This window comes from Streptomyces sp. SCA2-17 (assembly GCF_044336695.1).
The window spans coordinates 4,491,365-4,507,942 of sequence record NZ_CP117521.1; the positions used below are offsets into that span (position 1 = coordinate 4,491,365).

At 70.6% G+C, this 16,578-nt stretch carries 18 protein-coding genes; 12 read left to right on the plus strand and 6 right to left on the minus strand.

All coding sequences use genetic code 11. The features are described 5' to 3' along the window. Positions 1-67: 67 nt before the first annotated feature. Entirely contained in the window at positions 68-544 is a 477-nt protein-coding gene (locus tag PS271_RS20525) for a DUF6114 domain-containing protein (protein WP_398383602.1), read from the plus strand. Then, the gene (locus tag PS271_RS20530; RefSeq protein WP_398383604.1) at positions 534-1,799 is read left to right on the plus strand and encodes a hypothetical protein; all 1,266 of its coding nucleotides are present in this window, start codon (positions 534-536) and stop codon (positions 1,797-1,799) included. Before PS271_RS20525 ends, PS271_RS20530 begins: the two co-directional genes overlap by 11 nt. Positions 1,800-1,884: 85 nt before the next feature. Here PS271_RS20530 and pyk read toward each other — a convergent pair whose 3' ends face one another. The 3 genes from pyk to pta form a co-directional block, all read right to left on the minus strand. Beyond that, positions 1,885-3,312 (minus strand): pyruvate kinase, encoded by a 1,428-nt coding sequence (gene pyk, locus PS271_RS20535; RefSeq protein WP_398383605.1) that lies wholly within the window; start codon positions 3,310-3,312, stop codon positions 1,885-1,887. 95 nt (positions 3,313-3,407) lie between these two features. Further along, entirely contained in the window at positions 3,408-4,619 is a 1,212-nt protein-coding gene (locus PS271_RS20540) for an acetate kinase (RefSeq protein ID WP_398383607.1), read from the minus strand. Between the two features lie 114 nt (positions 4,620-4,733). Further along, complete coding sequence (gene pta / locus PS271_RS20545; RefSeq protein WP_398383609.1) at positions 4,734-6,842, minus strand: phosphate acetyltransferase; 2,109 nt, start codon at positions 6,840-6,842, stop codon at positions 4,734-4,736. A 338-nt stretch (positions 6,843-7,180) separates the two neighbouring features. On the opposite strand from pta, the gene PS271_RS20550 reads away from it, so the two are divergent. The 5 genes from PS271_RS20550 (at position 7,181) to PS271_RS20570 (ending at position 11,727) form a co-directional block, all read left to right on the plus strand. After that, positions 7,181-8,206: an ATP-dependent 6-phosphofructokinase gene (locus tag PS271_RS20550; RefSeq protein ID WP_120753786.1), complete on the plus strand. Its 1,026-nt coding sequence runs from the start codon at positions 7,181-7,183 to the stop codon at positions 8,204-8,206. A 389-nt stretch (positions 8,207-8,595) separates the two neighbouring features. Then, on the plus strand, positions 8,596-9,432 hold the full coding sequence (locus tag PS271_RS20555; protein ID WP_398383610.1) for a carbohydrate ABC transporter permease: 837 nt from the start codon (positions 8,596-8,598) through the stop codon (positions 9,430-9,432). Positions 9,433-9,519: 87 nt separating this feature from the next. Next, complete coding sequence (locus PS271_RS20560) at positions 9,520-9,951, plus strand: hypothetical protein (RefSeq protein WP_398383611.1); 432 nt, start codon at positions 9,520-9,522, stop codon at positions 9,949-9,951. An 8-nt stretch (positions 9,952-9,959) separates the two neighbouring features. Next, entirely contained in the window at positions 9,960-10,904 is a 945-nt protein-coding gene (locus PS271_RS20565) for a hypothetical protein (RefSeq protein ID WP_398383613.1), read from the plus strand. A 151-nt stretch (positions 10,905-11,055) separates the two neighbouring features. Beyond that, positions 11,056-11,727, plus strand: a complete 672-nt coding sequence (locus PS271_RS20570) for a hypothetical protein (protein ID WP_398383615.1) — start codon at positions 11,056-11,058, stop codon at positions 11,725-11,727. A 5-nt stretch (positions 11,728-11,732) separates the two neighbouring features. Here the strand turns inward: PS271_RS20570 and PS271_RS20575 are convergent, their stop codons facing one another. The 3 genes from PS271_RS20575 to PS271_RS20585 all read right to left on the minus strand — a co-directional run bounded on the left by PS271_RS20575 (position 11,733) and on the right by PS271_RS20585 (position 13,346). Beyond that, positions 11,733-12,206, minus strand: a complete 474-nt coding sequence (locus PS271_RS20575; protein WP_398383616.1) for a GNAT family N-acetyltransferase — start codon at positions 12,204-12,206, stop codon at positions 11,733-11,735. Between the two features lie 94 nt (positions 12,207-12,300). After that, a complete protein-coding gene (locus PS271_RS20580) occupies positions 12,301-12,522 on the minus strand; it encodes a DUF397 domain-containing protein (protein WP_398383617.1) in 222 nt (73 codons plus the stop codon). Next, positions 12,519-13,346 (minus strand): helix-turn-helix domain-containing protein, encoded by an 828-nt coding sequence (locus tag PS271_RS20585; protein WP_398383618.1) that lies wholly within the window; start codon positions 13,344-13,346, stop codon positions 12,519-12,521. The genes PS271_RS20580 and PS271_RS20585 overlap by 4 nt, the downstream gene beginning before the upstream one ends. 132 nt (positions 13,347-13,478) lie before the next feature. Here PS271_RS20585 and PS271_RS20590 point away from each other — a divergent pair, with 132 nt between their 5' ends. From PS271_RS20590 to PS271_RS20610, 5 genes are all read left to right on the plus strand, one after another. Beyond that, a complete protein-coding gene (locus PS271_RS20590; protein WP_398383620.1) occupies positions 13,479-13,685 on the plus strand; it encodes a hypothetical protein in 207 nt (68 codons plus the stop codon). 38 nt (positions 13,686-13,723) lie between these two features. Then, positions 13,724-13,945 carry a DUF6255 family natural product biosynthesis protein gene (locus PS271_RS20595; protein ID WP_398386955.1) on the plus strand — a complete coding sequence of 74 codons (222 nt, stop codon included), beginning with the start codon at positions 13,724-13,726 and terminating at the stop codon, positions 13,943-13,945. Positions 13,946-14,028: 83 nt separating this feature from the next. After that, positions 14,029-14,217 (plus strand): hypothetical protein, encoded by a 189-nt coding sequence (locus tag PS271_RS20600; RefSeq protein ID WP_398383622.1) that lies wholly within the window; start codon positions 14,029-14,031, stop codon positions 14,215-14,217. 272 nt (positions 14,218-14,489) lie between these two features. Beyond that, complete coding sequence (locus PS271_RS20605; RefSeq protein ID WP_398383624.1) at positions 14,490-15,485, plus strand: AraC family transcriptional regulator; 996 nt, start codon at positions 14,490-14,492, stop codon at positions 15,483-15,485. Between the two features lie 332 nt (positions 15,486-15,817). Further along, a complete protein-coding gene (locus PS271_RS20610; protein ID WP_398386957.1) occupies positions 15,818-16,531 on the plus strand; it encodes an ABC transporter ATP-binding protein in 714 nt (237 codons plus the stop codon). The last annotated feature ends 47 nt before the right edge of the window (positions 16,532-16,578 follow it).

The following is a 16,578-nucleotide window of genomic DNA, read 5'->3' on the forward strand; positions in this document are numbered from 1 at the left end:
GGGAGTTCCCGCACCCGTACCGCGTCCGTGCCGTACCGAAGACCATGCCCCCGAGGAGCTGTACGACATGAGCGTCGACACGCGACCCCAGCAGATCAGTTCATTCGGCCGCGCCCGCCGTTCGTTCCGGGAGTGGCGCTGGCAGCGCCCGTTCTGGGGCGGTCTGTGGACCCTGCTGGCCGGATTCCCGATCATGTACATCCCCTACCAGACCATGACGCTGGGTGATCTGCACATCCGCATGGCCACGACGGCGGGCGCCGGCTCGCTGATCATAGGGGTGCTGCTGGTCGTCCTCGGCCTGACGCTCTGGTTCCAGCAGCAGTCGCGGATCTTCGCCGGGGTCGCGGCCATCCTGCTCGCGCTGGTCTCGCTCGTGGTCTCCAACTTCGGCGCGTTCCTGATCGGCTTCCTGCTCGCCCTCATCGGCGGCGCCCTCGGCGTCTCCTGGGCACCCGGCAGGCCCGCCGCCACCGCGGCCGCGGAGCCGGCGGCCGCCGTATCGCTCAGCAAGGAGCGGGACGGAGGCGACCGTGCCGAGTGAGGGGCCGCGCCACGCCGCGCCCAGAAAGCCGCTGCTCGCCCGGCTGCACATGCCGGCGGGCAAGGCCGTCGCCCTCGCGGCGATGCCGAGCGCCGTCCTCATGGGTATGGGGCTCACGCCGACGCTGGCCGTCGCCAAGCCCGCGCCCAAGAAGCTGTTCGACGGCGCGTGCGCCACGGCGCCGGACACGGCGCCGGAGGGCGAGACCCCGGAGTCGGGGAAGCCGTCCGGGCCGAGCGGCGGCCCGAGTGAGAAGCCGAGCGCGAAGCCCGGCGAGAAGCCCGGCAGCGGCCCGAGTACGGCGCCGAGCGCGGACGCGTCCACGTCTGCCGGCAAGCAGAAGGAGCCGGAGAAGGCTCCGCCTTCCAAGAAGTCCGCGGCTCCGAAGCCCGCCGAGTCCTCCCACGCGCCGTCCCCGGCCGCTTCCCCTTCTCCTTCCGCGTCCAAGGCCACCAACCCCCTGGACCCGCTGGGCCTCGGGGACAAGCTGCACGACATCCTGACCGGCGGCGCGAAGCCGCCCGCGGCGAGCTCCCCGAGCCCCGCCGCGCCGGCCCCGTCCGCACCGGCCGCACCGTCTTCGTCCGCGGCTCCCGCGCCGAAGCGGTCCGCGCAGCCGGAGAAGCCCGGGGACAAGGACAAGGACAAGGGCAAGAGCGAGGACAAGGACGCCCCGTCCACCGGGCCGTCCACGTCCCCGAGCCCTGCCCCGTCCGGCTCGGCCTCGCCCGGCCCGGAGGGCGGAACCGGCACCGGCGACGGCGAACTTCCCCCCTGCCCCAAAGGCACCGTCGTCGACGAGAACGAGCACCGCGCCTTCCCCAACCAGCCCTGGTACCTGGAGGCGAGCAAGCTCACCCTCACCGGGCTCACCTACGAGGGCATCAAGAAGATCACCATGGTGAACGGGCAGAAGAAGGACGTCCTCAAGTTCACCGCCGACTCCCTGGTGATCAAGGACCTGCACCAGATCGTCAACAGCCAGGGCAAGCAGTACCACGTGGCGGGCATCGGCACGGACTCCACCATCACCGGTGGGAAGGTCACCATGTACACCGAGGAGCTGAAGGGCAACCTCCTCGGGCTCATCCCGGCCACCCACTCGCCGAGCATCCCGCCCCCGCTGATACCCGGGCTGAAGCTGCCGATCCCCATCTTCTACACCAACGTCAAGATCCGGCAGGGCGGGCAGTTCGGCGGCACGCTGCACATCCCGAACCTGCACCAGTACCTGACCGACGGCACGTACCCGTAGGTCCACAGGCCCCTGGACACGCAAACGGCTGTGGCCGCCGCCCCCTCGCGGGGACGGCGGCCACAGCCGCAGGGGAGCGGGGAGCCTAGCGGCCCTCGCCGCCCAGGTGGTGCACCCGCACCATGTTCGTCGTGCCGGGGACACCGGGCGGGGAACCCGCCGTGATGATCATGGTGTCACCGTCGTTGTAGCGCTTGAGCTTCAGCAGCTCCGCGTCGACCAGGTCGACCATCGCGTCCGTGTTCTCCACGTGCGGGACGACGAAGGTCTCGACGCCCCAGCTCAGCGTGAGCTGGTTGCAGGTGGCGGCGTCCGTCGTGAAGGCCAGGATCGGCTGCTTCGCGCGGTAGCGGGACAGGCGGCGGGCCGTGTCACCGGACTTGGTGAAGGCGACCAGCGACTTCGCGTCGAGGAAGTCGGCGATCTCGCAGGCCGCGCGGGCGACCGAGCCGCCCTGGGTGCGCGGCTTCTTGCCCGGGACCAGCGGCTGGAGGCCCTTGGAGAGCAGCTCCTCCTCGGCCGCCTCGACGATGCGGGACATCGTCTTGACGGTCTCGATCGGATACGCGCCGACGCTCGACTCGGCGGAGAGCATGACCGCGTCGGCGCCGTCGAGGATGGCGTTGGCGACGTCGGAGGCCTCGGCGCGGGTCGGCCGCGAGTTGGTGATCATCGACTCCATCATCTGGGTCGCGACGATCACCGGCTTGGCGTTGCGGCGGCACATCTCGATGAGGCGCTTCTGCACCATCGGGACCTTCTCCAGCGGGTACTCCACCGCCAGGTCGCCACGGGCCACCATCACGCCGTCGAACGCCATGACGACGTCCTCCATGTTGGCGACGGCCTGCGGCTTCTCGACCTTGGCGATGACCGGGACCCGGCGGCCGACCTCGTCCATGACCCGGTGGACGTCGAGGACGTCCTTGGCGTCGCGGACGAAGGACAGGGCGACCATGTCGCAGCCCATGGCGAGGGCGAACTTCAGGTCCTCGACGTCCTTCTCGGACAGCGCCGGGACGTTCACCGCCGCGCCGGGCAGGTTGATGCCCTTGTGGTCGGAGATGACGCCGCCCTCGATGACGATGGTCCGCACGCGCGGGCCCTCGACCTCGGTGACCCGCAGCTCGACGTTGCCGTCGTTGATCAGGATCTGGTCGCCCTTGGAGACGTCGCCCGGCAGGCCCTTGTAGGTCGTGCCGCAGATCGTCTTGTCGCCCGGGACGTCCTCGGTGGTGATGGTGAACTCGTCGCCGCGCACCAGCTCCACCGGGCCGTCCGCGAAGGTCTCCAGGCGGATCTTCGGGCCCTGGAGGTCGGCGAGGACGCCGACCGCCCGGCCGGTCTCCGCGGCGGCCTTACGGAGGCGGTGGTACCGCTCCTCGTGCTCCGCGTGGGTCCCGTGGCTCATGTTGAAGCGGGCCACGTTCATGCCGGCCTCGATCAGCGTCTTCAGCTGGTCGAAGGAGTCGACGGCGGGGCCCAGGGTGCAGACGATTTTGGAACGGCGCATGGGGCAGATCCTATCGGTTTGTTTCGGAGCGGAATATTCGAGCTGTGGGAACGACCGACGAACGGCAGGCGAACGGCCGGGCGACCGGTCGGCGATCAAGCGCTGACCAGGTCGTACGTCTGGGTGGCGATCTCCAGCTCCTCGTCGGTGGGCACGACGGCGACCGCGACCCGGGCGGACTCGGGGGAGATCAGGCGCGGCTCGCCGGAGCGGACGGCGTTGAGCCCGGCGTCCACGGCCAGGCCCAGCTCTTCGAGGCCCGCGACGGCGGCCTCGCGGACCGGCGCCGCGTTCTCGCCGACGCCCGCGGTGAAGGCCACGGCGTCGACCTTGCCGAGCACCGCGTAGTAGGCGCCTATGTACTTCTTCAGCCGGTGCACGTAGATGTCGAAGGCGAGCCGCGCCTGCGCGTCGCCCTCGTCGATGCGGCGGCGGATCTCGCGCATGTCGTTGTCGCCGCACAGGCCGATCAGGCCGCTCTTCTTGTTGAGCAGCGTGTCGATCTCGTCGGTGGACATCCCGGCGTTGCGGGAGAGGTGGAGCAGGACCGCCGGGTCCAGGTCGCCCGAGCGGGTGCCCATGACCAGGCCCTCCAGGGGGGTCAGGCCCATGGAGGTGTCGACGCAGCGGCCGCGCTCGACCGCGGAGGCGGAGGCGCCGTTGCCCAGGTGCAGCACGATCACGTTGACCTCGGACGGGTCCTTGCCGAGCAGCTTGGCGGTCTCGCGCGAGACGTAGGCGTGCGAGGTGCCGTGGAAGCCGTAGCGGCGGATCATGTGGGCGTCGGCCGTGGCCGTGTCGATGGCGTAGCGGGCGGCCGGCTCCGGCATCGTGGTGTGGAAGGCCGTGTCGAAGACGGCGACCTGCGGCAGGTCGGGGCGGAGCGCCTGCGCGGTGCGGATGCCGGTGATGTTGGCCGGGTTGTGCAGCGGGGCCACCGGCACCAGCCGCTCGATCTCGGCCAGCACCTCGTCGGTGATCACGGTGGGGGCGGTGAACTTCTGACCGCCGTGCACCACCCGGTGGCCGATCGCGGCGAGCTCCGGCGAGTCGAGGCCCAGCCCGTCCGCGGCCAGCTCCGCGGCGACCGCCTGCAGCGCGGCCTCGTGGTCGGCGATCGGCGCCTCCTGCTCGCGCTTCTCGCCGCCCGTGGCGAGCGGGGAGTGCACGAGGCGGGAGGTCTCCTCGCCGATGCGCTCGACCAGGCCCGCGGCCAGCCGGGCGCCGTCGGCCATGTCGAGCAGCTGGTACTTGACCGAGGAGGAGCCGGAGTTGAGGACGAGGACTCGGGTGGGGTTGGCAGTCATGAACGCTTTCCGGGGTTGTGGGGGTTGTGGGGGTCTCGTACGTCTACGGCTGTGTCTACGTCGGGGGCGGGGGCCGTACGGGGCCGGGCGGCGGTCCCGTACGGCCTGTGGGTGTCAGACGGCGGGCGCGTCCGGCGCGGTTCCGTTGGTGCGCTCGCCCTGGGCCTGGATGGCGGAGATCGCGACGGTCGTCACGATGTCCTGCACCAGGGCGCCGCGGGAGAGGTCGTTGACCGGCTTGCGCAGGCCCTGGAGGACCGGGCCGACGGCGACGGCGCCGGCCGAGCGCTGGACGGCCTTGTAGGTGTTGTTGCCGGTGTTGAGGTCGGGGAAGATCAGCACGGTCGCCTTGCCGGCCACCTCCGAGCCGGGCAGCTTGGTCTTGGCGACCGCGGCGTCGACGGCGGCGTCGTACTGGATCGGGCCCTCGACCAGCAGGTCGGGGCGGCGCTCGCGGACGATCTCGGTGGCCTTGCGGACCTTGTCGACGTCCGCGCCGGAGCCGGAGGTGCCGGTGGAGTACGACAGCATCGCGATCCGCGGCTCCACGCCGAACTGCGCGGCGGTCGTGGCGGACTGGATGGCGATGTCCGCGAGCTGCTCGGCGTTCGGGTCGGGGTTGACGGCGCAGTCGCCGTAGACCAGCACGCGGTCCGCCAGGCACATGAAGAAGACGGACGAGACGATCTGGGCGCCCGGCGCCGTCTTGATGATCTCGAAGGCGGGGCGGATGGTGGCGGCGGTGGAGTGCACCGCGCCGGAGACCATGCCGTCGGCCAGGCCCTCCTGGACCATCAGCGTGCCGAAGTACGAGACGTCCGTGACCACGTCGTGCGCGAGCTCGACGGTCATGCCCTTGTGGGCCCGGGCCTTGGCGTAGATCTCCGCGAAGCGCTCGCGCAGCGGGGAGGTCTGCGGGTCGATGATCTGCGCGGCGGCCAGGTCGATGCCCAGCTCGCCGGCGCGCTTGCGGATCGCGGCCTCCTCGCCGAGCAGCGTGAGGTCGCAGATGTCGCGGCGCAGCACCACGTCGGCTGCGCGCAGCACGCGCTCCTCGGTGCCCTCCGGCAGGACGATGCGGCGGCGGGCCGAGCGGGAGCGCTCGATCAGCTCGTGCTCGAACATCATCGGGGTCACGCGGCTGGAGCGGGCCACGGCGATGCGGTTCGTGAGCTCCGCGGTGTCCACGTGCCGCTCGAACAGGCCGAGGGCGGTCTCCGCCTTGCGCGGCGAGAACGCGTCGAGCTTGCCCTCGACGGCGAACAGCTCCGCCGCGGTCGGGAAGGAGCCGCCCGGCACGGAGACGACCGGGGTGCCCGGGGCCAGCCGGTCGGCCAGCGCCAGGATGTCCGGGCCCGGCTTCTCGTCCAGGGTCAGCAGCACGCCGGCTATGGGCGGGGCGCCGGCGCTGTGCGCGGCCAGCGCGCCGACGATCAGGTCGACGCGGTCGCCGGGGGTCACCACCAGGCAGCCCTCGGTCAGGGCCGGCAGGAAGGCCGGCAGCATGGCGCCGCCGAAGACGAAGTCCTTGGCGTCGCGAGCGAGCCCGGCGTCGTCGCCCAGCAGCACCTCGGCGCCCAGCTTGCGGACGATCTGCGCCACGGTCGGCGCGGACAGGCCCGCCTCCTCGGGCAGCGCGTAGCAGGGCACGGGCAGGCTCGCCGAGAGGCGCTCGCCGACGGCCTCGCGGTCGGCCGGGGCCACCCGGTTCACGACCAGGGCGACGACGTCGCAGCCCAGCACCTCGTAGGCGCGGTAGGCGTTGCGGGCCTCGGAGCGGACGGACTCCGCCGTCTGGTCCTGGCCGCCGACCACCGCGATCACCGACGCGCCGAACTCGTTGGCGAGGCGGGCGTTGAGCGCGAGCTCGTCGGGGAGCGTCGAGCCGGCGTAGTCGGTGCCGAGCACCAGCACGTACTCGTACTCGCGGGCGACCGCGTGGAAGCGCTCCACCAGCTGCGACACGAGCTCGTCCGTGCCGCGCTCGGCCTGGAGCGCGGAGGCGTCGGCGTAGCTCATGCCGTACACCGACTCGGCGGACTGGCCGAGCCGGTAGCGGGACCGCAGCAGGTCGAAGAGGCGGTCCGGGCCGTCGCCGTGCACGAGGGGGCGGAAGACGCCCACCCGGTCCACCTGCCGGGTCAGGAGCTCCATGACTCCCAGCTCGATGACCTGGCGCCCGTCGCCCCGGTCGGTCCCGGTCACGTACACGCTGCGCGTCACGCGTGCTCTCCTTGCTCCATCGCCGTGTTCTTCGGTCTGTGGTTTTGCGGTTCTGCGGTGTGCTGCTGCTTCGGCTTCGGCTCCGGCGTGTTCCGCGCCGTGTGCCTCGCCTTAAAAATTACCCGTTATGGTGGGCTTGACCTCTTGACAATACCTGCGCCCCTGGATAAGGCGCGCGTCAGCAGGCGGGAGCGCACCGCAGGAGCGGAGGTCGGAAGCCGGCGCTACCCCGGGGGTGTGCCGGTACCCATCGGACCGTGAAACAATCGGCCCGGCTCACATGTACCATCCCCTTACCCTCGGTAGGGGGGACCCCAGAGCAGGAGACACAGCACGCGATGCGCATCGGAGTTCTCACCGCAGGCGGCGACTGCCCCGGCCTGAACGCTGTCATCCGCTCGGTGGTGCACCGCGCGGTCGTCGGCCACGGCGACGAGGTCATCGGCTTCGAAGACGGCTTCAAGGGCCTCCTCGACGGCCGGCACCGCAAGCTCGACCTGGAGGCCGTCAGCGGCATCCTGGCCCGCGGCGGCACCATCCTCGGCTCGTCCCGCCTGGAGCGCGCCCGCCTTCGCGAGGCCTGTGAGAGCTCCAAGGAGCTCGCCCGTGAGTACGGCATCGACGTGCTCATCCCGATCGGCGGCGAGGGCACGCTGACCGCGGCCCGGATGCTGTCGGACGCGGGCCTGCCCGTCGTCGGCGTCCCCAAGACCATCGACAACGACATCTCCTCCACGGACCGCACCTTCGGCTTCGACACCGCCGTCGGTGTCGCGACGGAGGCCATCGACCGCCTCAAGACCACCGCAGAGTCCCACCAGCGGGTGATGGTCGTCGAGGTCATGGGCCGGCACGCCGGCTGGATCGCCCTGGAGTCCGGCATGGCCGGCGGCGCCCACGGCATCTGCCTGCCCGAGCGGGCCTTCGAGGTCGACGACCTCGTGAAGATGGTCGAGGAGCGCTTCGCCCGCGGCAAGAAGTTCGCCGTCATCTGCGTCGCCGAGGGCGCCCACCCCGCCGAGGGGTCGATGGACTACAAGAAGGGCGCCATAGACCAGTTCGGTCACGAGCGCTTCGCCGGCATCGGCACCAAGCTCGCCGGCGAGCTGGAGCGGCGCCTGGGCAAGGAGGCCCGCCCGGTCATCCTCGGCCACGTCCAGCGCGGCGGCACGCCCACCGCGTACGACCGTGTCCTCGCGACGCGTTTCGGGTGGCACGCGGTCGAGGCCGCGCACCGCGGTGACTTCGGCAAGATGACCGCCCTGAAGGGGACGAACATCGAGATGGTGCCGATTGCTGACGCGGTGACGGAGCTCAAGCGGGTGCCGGAGAGCCGGATGGACGAGGCGGAGTCGGTCTTCTGACGCGTTTCTTTTAGCGAGGCTTACGGGGCCCCCGCCGACTGTGGTCGGTGGGGGCCCCGTCGTGTGGCTGGTGCGGGGCCGGGGGCTCCGGGCTGGGGTCCGTGTGGCTGGTGCCGGGCCGCGGGCTCCGGGGCAGGGGTCCGGGACCGTATATTTACGGGCCCCCCGCGCCGTCGCGTTGCCCCTCGTCGAGCCCGCAAATACACGTCAGCGTCCCGGACCCCTGCCCCTGCGCCCCCGGCCCTCCCGTCGGAGTCGGCGCGCTTCACCCCGCGGGGAGCGGGCGCCGGCGTGCGTGCGCGGCAGGACCTCGGACCCGGTGTCCGGGGCTGTCGCCGGGTAGAACGATGAGAGGCCGCACCACTCCGCATTCCCCGCCCGGAGGTGCCATGCGCCCGCTCCTCGCCCGCCGCACCCGGCGTCGGCTGGCCGCCGACGCCGCGCTGCTCGTCGTGGTCGCGGCGTTCGCCGTGCCGCTCGTCTGGCTGCTGCTCGCGTCCGTGGACGCCGGGGCGGGGCTCTCCGTGCGGGTGCCGGAGAGGGCGACCGCGGAGAACTTCTCCGCGGTGCTGACGGACGAGATCACTTTCACGCCCATGCTCAACAGCCTGCTGCTCTGCGGCGGCGCGACGGCCGTGACGATCGTGTGCGCGGCGCTCGCGGCGTACCCGCTGTCGCGGTTCCGGTCCCGGCTGAACCGGCCGTACCTGCTGGGAGTGCTGTTCACGACCTGTCTGCCGGTCACGGCGATCATGGTGCCGGTGTACGGGCTGTTCGTACGGGTCGACCTCGTCGACACGATGTACGGCACGGCGCTCTTCATGGCCGCCGCCCAACTCCCCTTCGCGATCTGGCTCATGAAGAACTTCATGGACGACATCCCGGCCGTGCTGGAAGAGGCGGCCTGGACGGACGGGGCGAGCCGCATGCAGGCGCTGATACGGGTGATCCTGCCGCTGATGGGTCCCGGCGTCGGGGTCGTCGCGATCTACTGCTTCGCGCTGTCCTGGGGAAACTTCTTCGTGCCGTTCATGCTGCTGCTGTCGCCCAACCAACTCCCGGCGTCCGTCAGCGTCTTCACGTTCTTCGGCAACTTCGGTCAGGTGGCGTACGGGCAGCTGGCGGCGTTCTCGATCCTGTACTCGACGCCGGTGATCCTGCTGTACGCCCTGATCACCCGCCGGCTGGGCGGTGGCTTCGCCCTCGGCGCGGCGGTCAAGGGCTGACGCCCGAATCCTGCGGCAGGCCGTTACCTCGCCATTCGCGGGGAGTTGTTCCTAAGGATGTGTTGGTCAGCCGACAGGGAGGTACCGGTGCTGACGGAAGCGCTGGAAGGTCTGGCAGCCGCGGGCGGCTCCGCGCTGGTGGGGGCGGCGGCGACCGACGCCTGGCACACGGCGCGGGCAGGCGCCGCGCGCTTACTCGGGCGCGGAGACCGCGATCAGGAGCAGTACGCGATCGAGCGGCTCGACCGGACCGCCACCGAGATCGCCCAGGCTGCCGACGGCAGCAGGCAGCAGTTGAGCGACAAGCTGCGGAACCGCTGGACCGGTCAGCTGGAAATCCTCCTCGAAGAACATCCCGAGGCCGCGCACGAGCTGCGTGAACTGATCGAACGAGTGCAGGCCGAGCTGCCGGCGGCGCAGCAGTCGTGGGTGCAGAACAACACCGCGCAGGCAGGCGCGGTCCAGTACATCACGCAGGGCGGCGACATCAACGTCGGCCGCGGTGCGACCGCCGGCTGAGGACCGGGATGAGCGACAAATCCCCGGGGGCGGAGCAGCACAACTCCGCGCAGGACAGCGCGATTCAGTACATCACCAGTGGTGGCGACATCAATGTCTATCCGCCCGGGGCGCTCGTGGAGGACACCGGCAGTCGGCGGACGGCTGGGTCGAAGGGCAGCGGGCGGCTCGCGAGGCGGCGGTCGGTTCTTCTCGCGGCCGCGGTAGTCGTCTCGGTCGCCGGCGTGGCGATCGCTCTGGCTCTGTTGCCGTCATCGCCGGACCGGACGAGCGCGGCCGGCGGCTCCACCCGTTCTGCCGCCTCTGGAATGCCCGGGCATTCGACGCCCCTTGCGACCCCTGCCTCCCCCAAGGCGTCGGCGGGCGGTTCGCTTTCTTCCGCCCCGGAAGCCGGGCCGGAACGGCCTGAATCCGGCACCGCGCCGAGTGCGGTCCCGGGGCCGGAGGACCTGGGGAAGGACGCGGCTCCCGAGTCCCGTGGCGAAGACACCCGGTCTGCGGCGGTACGCCGCGAAACGTGGGGTGATTCGTACCCCGACGGCACGGTGTGCGCCGTCGGGGACCGCTGGACGCCGGTGCCTGGGGTGGCGGGCGTCAGTTTCCAGTCCTGCACCTATGCGAAGAGTTTCTCCGGCAGCGCGCAGTTCGGCGTCACCGTACGGAATGCGAGCAGCCGTCAAGTGGCCGTGTCCGTGTGGGTCGAGTACTGGATGACGAGGCATCGGTATGACTGTTCGTCGCCGTTCCCTCAGGATCATGTCGTGATCGATCCGGGGAAGACCTGGTCCAGCCCGCTGAGGAATTGCGTCCTGCCGGACATCAAGGGAGAGAATCACCGCGTCCAGTCCTGGGCGGGGGTGTCGGAGGAGGGCGGCGATCCGAGGCATTCCCGGCTTGAGCCCTCGCGGGGGGTCGACATCTTCGCGGACGGCCGGGCGGTCCCCGTTCCCTGAACCGCCGAAGCCGTCACCGCCGCGGGAACGGGCGTGCGCCCGGAGACCGCATAGCATGTACATGACCTGCGTGACGCGGTCAAGAGGAGAACTCGCCACACCCGGCCCACCGTTCCACCGGGCCGGGTATTTCTGTGAGAAGGAAGAACACATGCATCGCCGCTCGAAGGTCCTCTACGGGATATTTGCCACCGCGCTGGGAATTACGCTCACCGCCTGCGGTGGTAAGGAATCACCTGCTTCCCAGGAGAGTGCGGCAAAGAGCGAGAGCGGGAGCGGGAGCGGGAGCGGAAGCGGCAAGGCGAGTCCGGCCGCGAAGGTGGAGTGGGCTCCCGCGTTGACGATGGGCCAGCCGGCTCCGGGGCTGTACGAGCCCGGAGCTTCCGGTGGCGGGAAGTTCCAGGTGGCGGCCACGAAGATCGTCAAGGGGACCGAGAAGCAGCTGAAGGAAGGCCACTACATTGACGCCGACCGAACGCTGGAGGGCGGCACCCCGTACTTCGTGTACGTGACGTACACGCTGAAGGAAGGGAAGCCGAGCGTCATCAATTCCGACCTCAACTCCGGTGCCGTGATCCTCGACGAGAACGGCGAAAAGGCGGCGGAGCGGCCCGTCATCCACTCGGGCTACGGCGAGGGCGGCTGCCCGGTGGGGGAGATCTACATGGGCTGGGACATCGGCGAGGCGCGCACCATGTGCTCGATCTACATCGCGAAAAGCGGAGCGAAGCAGCCTGCCCGACTCGCCTGGAGCGCGGACGCGACGACCGCGGACGAGTACAAGAAGGGCGCGTCGTGGGGGTGGGTCACCGTCACCCAGTGACGGCTTCAGGGGCGTTTGTCGAGGCCGAGCACCATCACGTCATGGAGCGCGGCCCCGTCCCACGGGCGGGCTTCGCCGACTTTCCGGTACCCCCATGACCGGTATGCGGCCCGAGCCGACTCGGCTTCGGGAAGGACGTTGAGCAGCACACGCTCCACGTGGGTACCGTCGAGGACGGCGTCGTGCAGCCGCCGTGCGACGCCGTGCCCGCGCCAGGGGGCCCGTACGGCGAGCTCCATCAGCCCGAAGGTCCGCCGCCCGTCTTCCCGGCGGGTTTCCTCCGGGACGGGGGTGAGCAGCTGGTCCCACCAGCGTGTGCGTGCGCTGAGTGGATAGCCGTAGGCCATGCCTACGGGATCCCCGGCCTCCGTACGCGCGAGGGCGCCGCGGAAGGCGGGCTTGCGGGCCTGGCCCCGGAAACGGCGGAACGCCGCCGCGACGTCGTCCGGGGTCTCGCCATAGGGCGGCTCGGCGAACACCGAGGCGTAGACGTGGCGAAATGCCTCCTCGGCCTGCGCCGCTGCCGCCCCCTCTAGGGGCTCGATGATGATCCCTTGCTCCTTTGTGCGCTCGTCAGGGCCGAAAGCTGCCGTCGCACACCGCGGCCACGAACGACGACCACGCTCCTGGAGCGAAGGTCAGCGCCGGGCCGCCGGGTATTTTCGAGTCCCGTACGGGGACGATGCCGTGGGCAGCGGTGAGGGCCGGGGCCCATTCGACGCAGCCGCCGCCGTCGTCGTTGCTGTAGCCGGACTTCACCCAAGCTGCTCGCGAGAGGTCGAGGTGAGCGTTCATGAGGGTGTCTCCATTACGGCTCGGATGAAGGCCGCCGACTCGCGTGGCGACAAGGCGTAGGCCCTCAGTAGATCGTAGGACCGACGGCGAGCGCTGACGGTCTCCGGATCCTCGATCAGCAAGCCAGTGGCGATGCTCTCCACGTAGGCGATGTTCGTATCGTCGTCGAGCGTCATCAGCGTCAGCGTGCCGCCAATCAGGGCATGTTCCCCGTGTTTGAACGGCAGAACCTGAACAGTCGTCCTTGCGGTGTCCACGAGCTCTACCAGAACAGCCAGTTGGTTCCGCATGACAGTTGGTCCCCCGATAGGCCGCCGGATCACCACTTCGTCCAGGATTACGGAGAAATATGGCGGCGCCTCACTCTTCAGCAACGTTTGACGGCTCAGCCGGGCCGATACCTTCTCATCGATTTCGTCCGGCGAGGCCTCTGGATTGCCGATGCGGAAGAGAGCGCGCGCATAGTCCTCCGTCTGGACAATGCCCGGTACGAGGCTGCCGGCGTATTCGTCGATCGCCTTGGCTCGCGACTCAAGCTCCATGCGCCTGCGGTACTTCTCCGGATGGACCTCGTGCCGCGCAATCGCATACAGCCTCACAAAGTGCTCACCCGTACCGAAGACCTCGTCCAGCCTCCCCGGCAGGTCCGGCGGCGGTACGTGTTCGGCCGTCTCGATGCGGGCCAGGTGGCTGCGGCTGTACCGGACAGCTTCGGCGAGCTTCTCCAGTGTCATGCCTGCTGCCTCCCGCTGGTGTCTGAGGTCGGCGCCGAAGAGGTGTCGGGCGGAACGGTCCGGTGTCAGCTTGCGCGGTGGTCGTGCCATCCCGGCAACTCCTTATCTCAAGTGCCTGGTTGGGAATTGAATCCCTGGCCGAGCGTACGTACGTTCCGCGACGCTGGACGCGTAGACAACCCCCACCCCCACCAAGGGGTGAATGTGACGGAGGCAAGTCGCGTGAGCGGACAGCAGCAGGTAGAAGACGGCGGCGCCGCCGCGCCGGAAGGAAGCGGCCCGGGACAGGCCGTCGACATGTCGAAGTGGTGCCTCCGTTGCGCCCAGCTGCGGGTCCGTTTCCACGGCGCCTGGCGCCTGGGCCGGACCGAAGAGGCCATGGCGCTGGACGCCGAGTTCGCACGGCACCGGCAGGTGGTGCACTCGTGACGGCCGTACGTGACCGCGACGTCGCCGCGGCGACCCGTATGGCGGCCGGCCGCCTCCTACCGCGACGGTGCGCTCACCCGGCGGGCTGGTTCCGCGCAAGCGGAGTGGCGCGGTGTCCCCTGTGCGGTACCGAGCGGCACGCGACGTACGCGGCGCTGAGGATGCCGTTGCCCGACAGGGCGCCCCGTTCGGCGTGGGGATGTCCCCGGCTAGGCGCGCCGGGCGAGCGGCCGCCACCTGTCACCACTCTTCGAGGATGAGAAAGGCGCCGACATGGGAAAGAAGAACGGGGACGTCTGGGCGTCGAGCGCGGACGACGAGGAGCGCGAAGGGAAGTGAATCCGTGATCCACGGCGAGAACCTGGCGAAGGACCTGCGACGGGATCACGGGTTCGTTCACGTCGGACGCACCAGGGACGGCAAGGCCGTGGTCATGCACAAGGGCGACCGGTGGACCGTCGTCCCCTTGCGGTGGCTCAACAGTGACGCCGTGGACGCCATCAAGGCCAAGGCAGGGATCGGTCTCGTCTGACCGCCGCAGGCGGGGCCCGTACACGCGAAGACCCCGCCGTCTGTCCGCGTGACGGCGGGGCGCCCCCGCGACGGGACCGGTCCTGGATGTCCCCCGTGAATCCAGGGCCGCACCCGCTCTTCCCCCCGGCAGGGGCCCTGTCCCGAAACAGCTGTGGGGACGGGCCCTCGCCTTGACTGCGGACAGGGGCAACGGTACTAACGGGGCCATCCACCGGCTACTCGCCGAACGCGGCTCCTGTCCCCGATACGCGGACACCCGAGGGAAGCCTCATGACTGAACCACTGGGCCCGGACGCCCCCGGCAACATGCGCACGCTCGTGCTCAGCAACGACCTCGATGAGACCAGGGAGATCATCAGCAACGCCTACAGCCCGTACCAGCTCAGCGTGCTGGGCGATCCCAAGGAGTTCTCCGCGTGGTACGCGGAGGGCGGCTTCCCGGGGATCACGGTGTCGGGGTTGCAGTACGGGGCGGAGACGCTGGTCGCGCCGCAGCCCCTCGACTCGTACCTGCTGGTCTGCCAGCTGGTACGGGGCCGGGTGCGGGTGTCGTCGCCGGGGCGGGAAGAGCGGGTCGTCGGCCCGGGGCAGACGTACGTGCTCGACCCGTACCGCTCCTTCCAAGTGCACTGGTCGCCCGGCGCCCGCATGACGACGGTCCGTCTCGACCGGGAGACCATCGAGCAGGCGGCGGCCGACGCGCTCGGCGTCGAGGGGCCGTTACGGGCCCGCTTCTCGCTCAACGGAACGACGTCCGCAGCGGCTGCCCGGAGCTGGGCCGGGATCTCGGCCGCGGTGCACCGGGAGGTGCTCGGCGAGGGCGTGGCGCGCAGCAGCCCCCTCGTCGCCGGGCACCTGACGCAGTCCACGGCGGCGATCCTCATGCAGACCCACGAGCTGATCACCCAGGGCGTGGACGCGCAGCGCCCGGGGGAGGTCGCGCACCCCGCCGTGCGGCGGGCGATGGCGCTGGCCGAGGAGCGCGCCGACCAGCCGCTGTCCCTGGCGGATCTCGCGGCCGCCGCCCGGGTGAGCCCGCGCGCGTTGCAGGAGGCGTTCCGCCGGCACGTCGACACGACGCCGCTCGGCTATCTGCGCGAGGTCCGGCTGGGCCGGGCGCACCAGGAGCTGGCGGAGGCCCGCGGGGACGGCGACGTGACCGTGGCCGAAGTCGCCTACCGCTGGGGATTCAACAACCTCGGCCGCTTCGCCGGGTACTACCAGCAGCGCTACGGGCGCCCGCCGTCCCGCACGCTGCGGGCCTGACCCCTCCGTGCGAGCCGTGGGCCCCCTGTGCGTCCTGAGGATGACGGTGTCCCTCTGAGGGACTACGCGCGCACCCTCCCGCCCGCCTTCCGGACGTACGGACTTTCTGACCGTACGGCTGACGCCCGCCGCACGCCGCGCGCCGAGAATTGGAGGAGTTGATTCCGGCCATTGCGTCCCCGGGGATTCCCGGCGCGGAGTGAGGGCCGGACGTCCCCTTCCCCCCCGATTCCCGGAGGAGACCCGTGTCCCACGCGGCCGCCTTTCCCACGTCCCCCGGAGCCACCGCCCGCGCGCGCGGCGGCTTCCCCGTCGCAGCCCGCGCCACCGGCCTGAGCAAGGTCTACGGGCAGGGGGACACCCGCGTGACGGCGCTGGACTCGGTCTCCGTGGAGTTCCGCCGCGCCGAGTTCACCGCGATCATGGGGCCCTCCGGCTCGGGCAAGTCCACGCTGATGCACTGCATGGCGGGCCTCGACACGATCTCGTCCGGCTCGACGCTGATCGGCGACACCGAGCTGAGCACGCTCAACGACAAGAGCCTCACGCGGCTCCGGCGGGACAAGATCGGATTCATCTTCCAGGCGTTCAACCTCCTGCCGACCCTGACCGCCCTGGAGAACATCACGCTCCCCATGGACATCGCGGGCCGCAAGGCCGACGCGGAGTGGCTGGACATGGTGGTGAGCACGGTGGGGCTCTCCGGGCGCCTCTCGCACCGGCCGAGCCAGCTCTCGGGCGGTCAGCAGCAGCGCGTGGCCGTGGCCCGCGCGCTCACCGCCAAGCCGGAGATCATCTTCGCGGACGAGCCGACCGGCAACCTCGACTCCCGCTCCGGCGCCGAACTCCTGGGCTTCCTGCGCGAGTCGGTCCAGGCCCTTCAGCAGACGATCGTCATGGTCACGCACGACCCCGTCGCCGCCTCGTACGCGGACCGCGTCGTGTTCCTCGCCGACGGCCGGATCGTGGACGAGATGCGCGAGCCGACCGCGGATGCGGTCCTGGACCGCATGAAGGCTTTTGACGCCAAGGGCCGTACGAGCTGAGGAGCGGCTCCGCCGTTCCCCGCTCCCCGACGACGGCCCCGCAGGCC

Coding starts and splice junctions, on each gene's coding strand:
- PS271_RS20585 (WP_398383618.1), bottom strand. CDS start 13,346: ATGGCACGACCACCGCGCAAGCTGACACCGGACCGTTCCGCCCGACAC.
- PS271_RS20580 (WP_398383617.1), bottom strand. CDS start 12,522: ATGAACGCTCACCTCGACCTCTCGCGAGCAGCTTGGGTGAAGTCCGGC.
- PS271_RS20570 (WP_398383615.1), top strand. CDS start 11,056: ATGCATCGCCGCTCGAAGGTCCTCTACGGGATATTTGCCACCGCGCTG.
- pyk (WP_398383605.1), bottom strand. CDS start 3,312: ATGCGCCGTTCCAAAATCGTCTGCACCCTGGGCCCCGCCGTCGACTCC.
- PS271_RS20565 (WP_398383613.1), top strand. CDS start 9,960: ATGAGCGACAAATCCCCGGGGGCGGAGCAGCACAACTCCGCGCAGGAC.
- PS271_RS20605 (WP_398383624.1), top strand. CDS start 14,490: ATGACTGAACCACTGGGCCCGGACGCCCCCGGCAACATGCGCACGCTC.
- PS271_RS20555 (WP_398383610.1), top strand. CDS start 8,596: ATGCGCCCGCTCCTCGCCCGCCGCACCCGGCGTCGGCTGGCCGCCGAC.
- PS271_RS20525 (WP_398383602.1), top strand. CDS start 68: ATGAGCGTCGACACGCGACCCCAGCAGATCAGTTCATTCGGCCGCGCC.
- PS271_RS20550 (WP_120753786.1), top strand. CDS start 7,181: ATGCGCATCGGAGTTCTCACCGCAGGCGGCGACTGCCCCGGCCTGAAC.
- PS271_RS20540 (WP_398383607.1), bottom strand. CDS start 4,619: ATGACTGCCAACCCCACCCGAGTCCTCGTCCTCAACTCCGGCTCCTCC.
- PS271_RS20595 (WP_398386955.1), top strand. CDS start 13,724: ATGGCGGCCGGCCGCCTCCTACCGCGACGGTGCGCTCACCCGGCGGGC.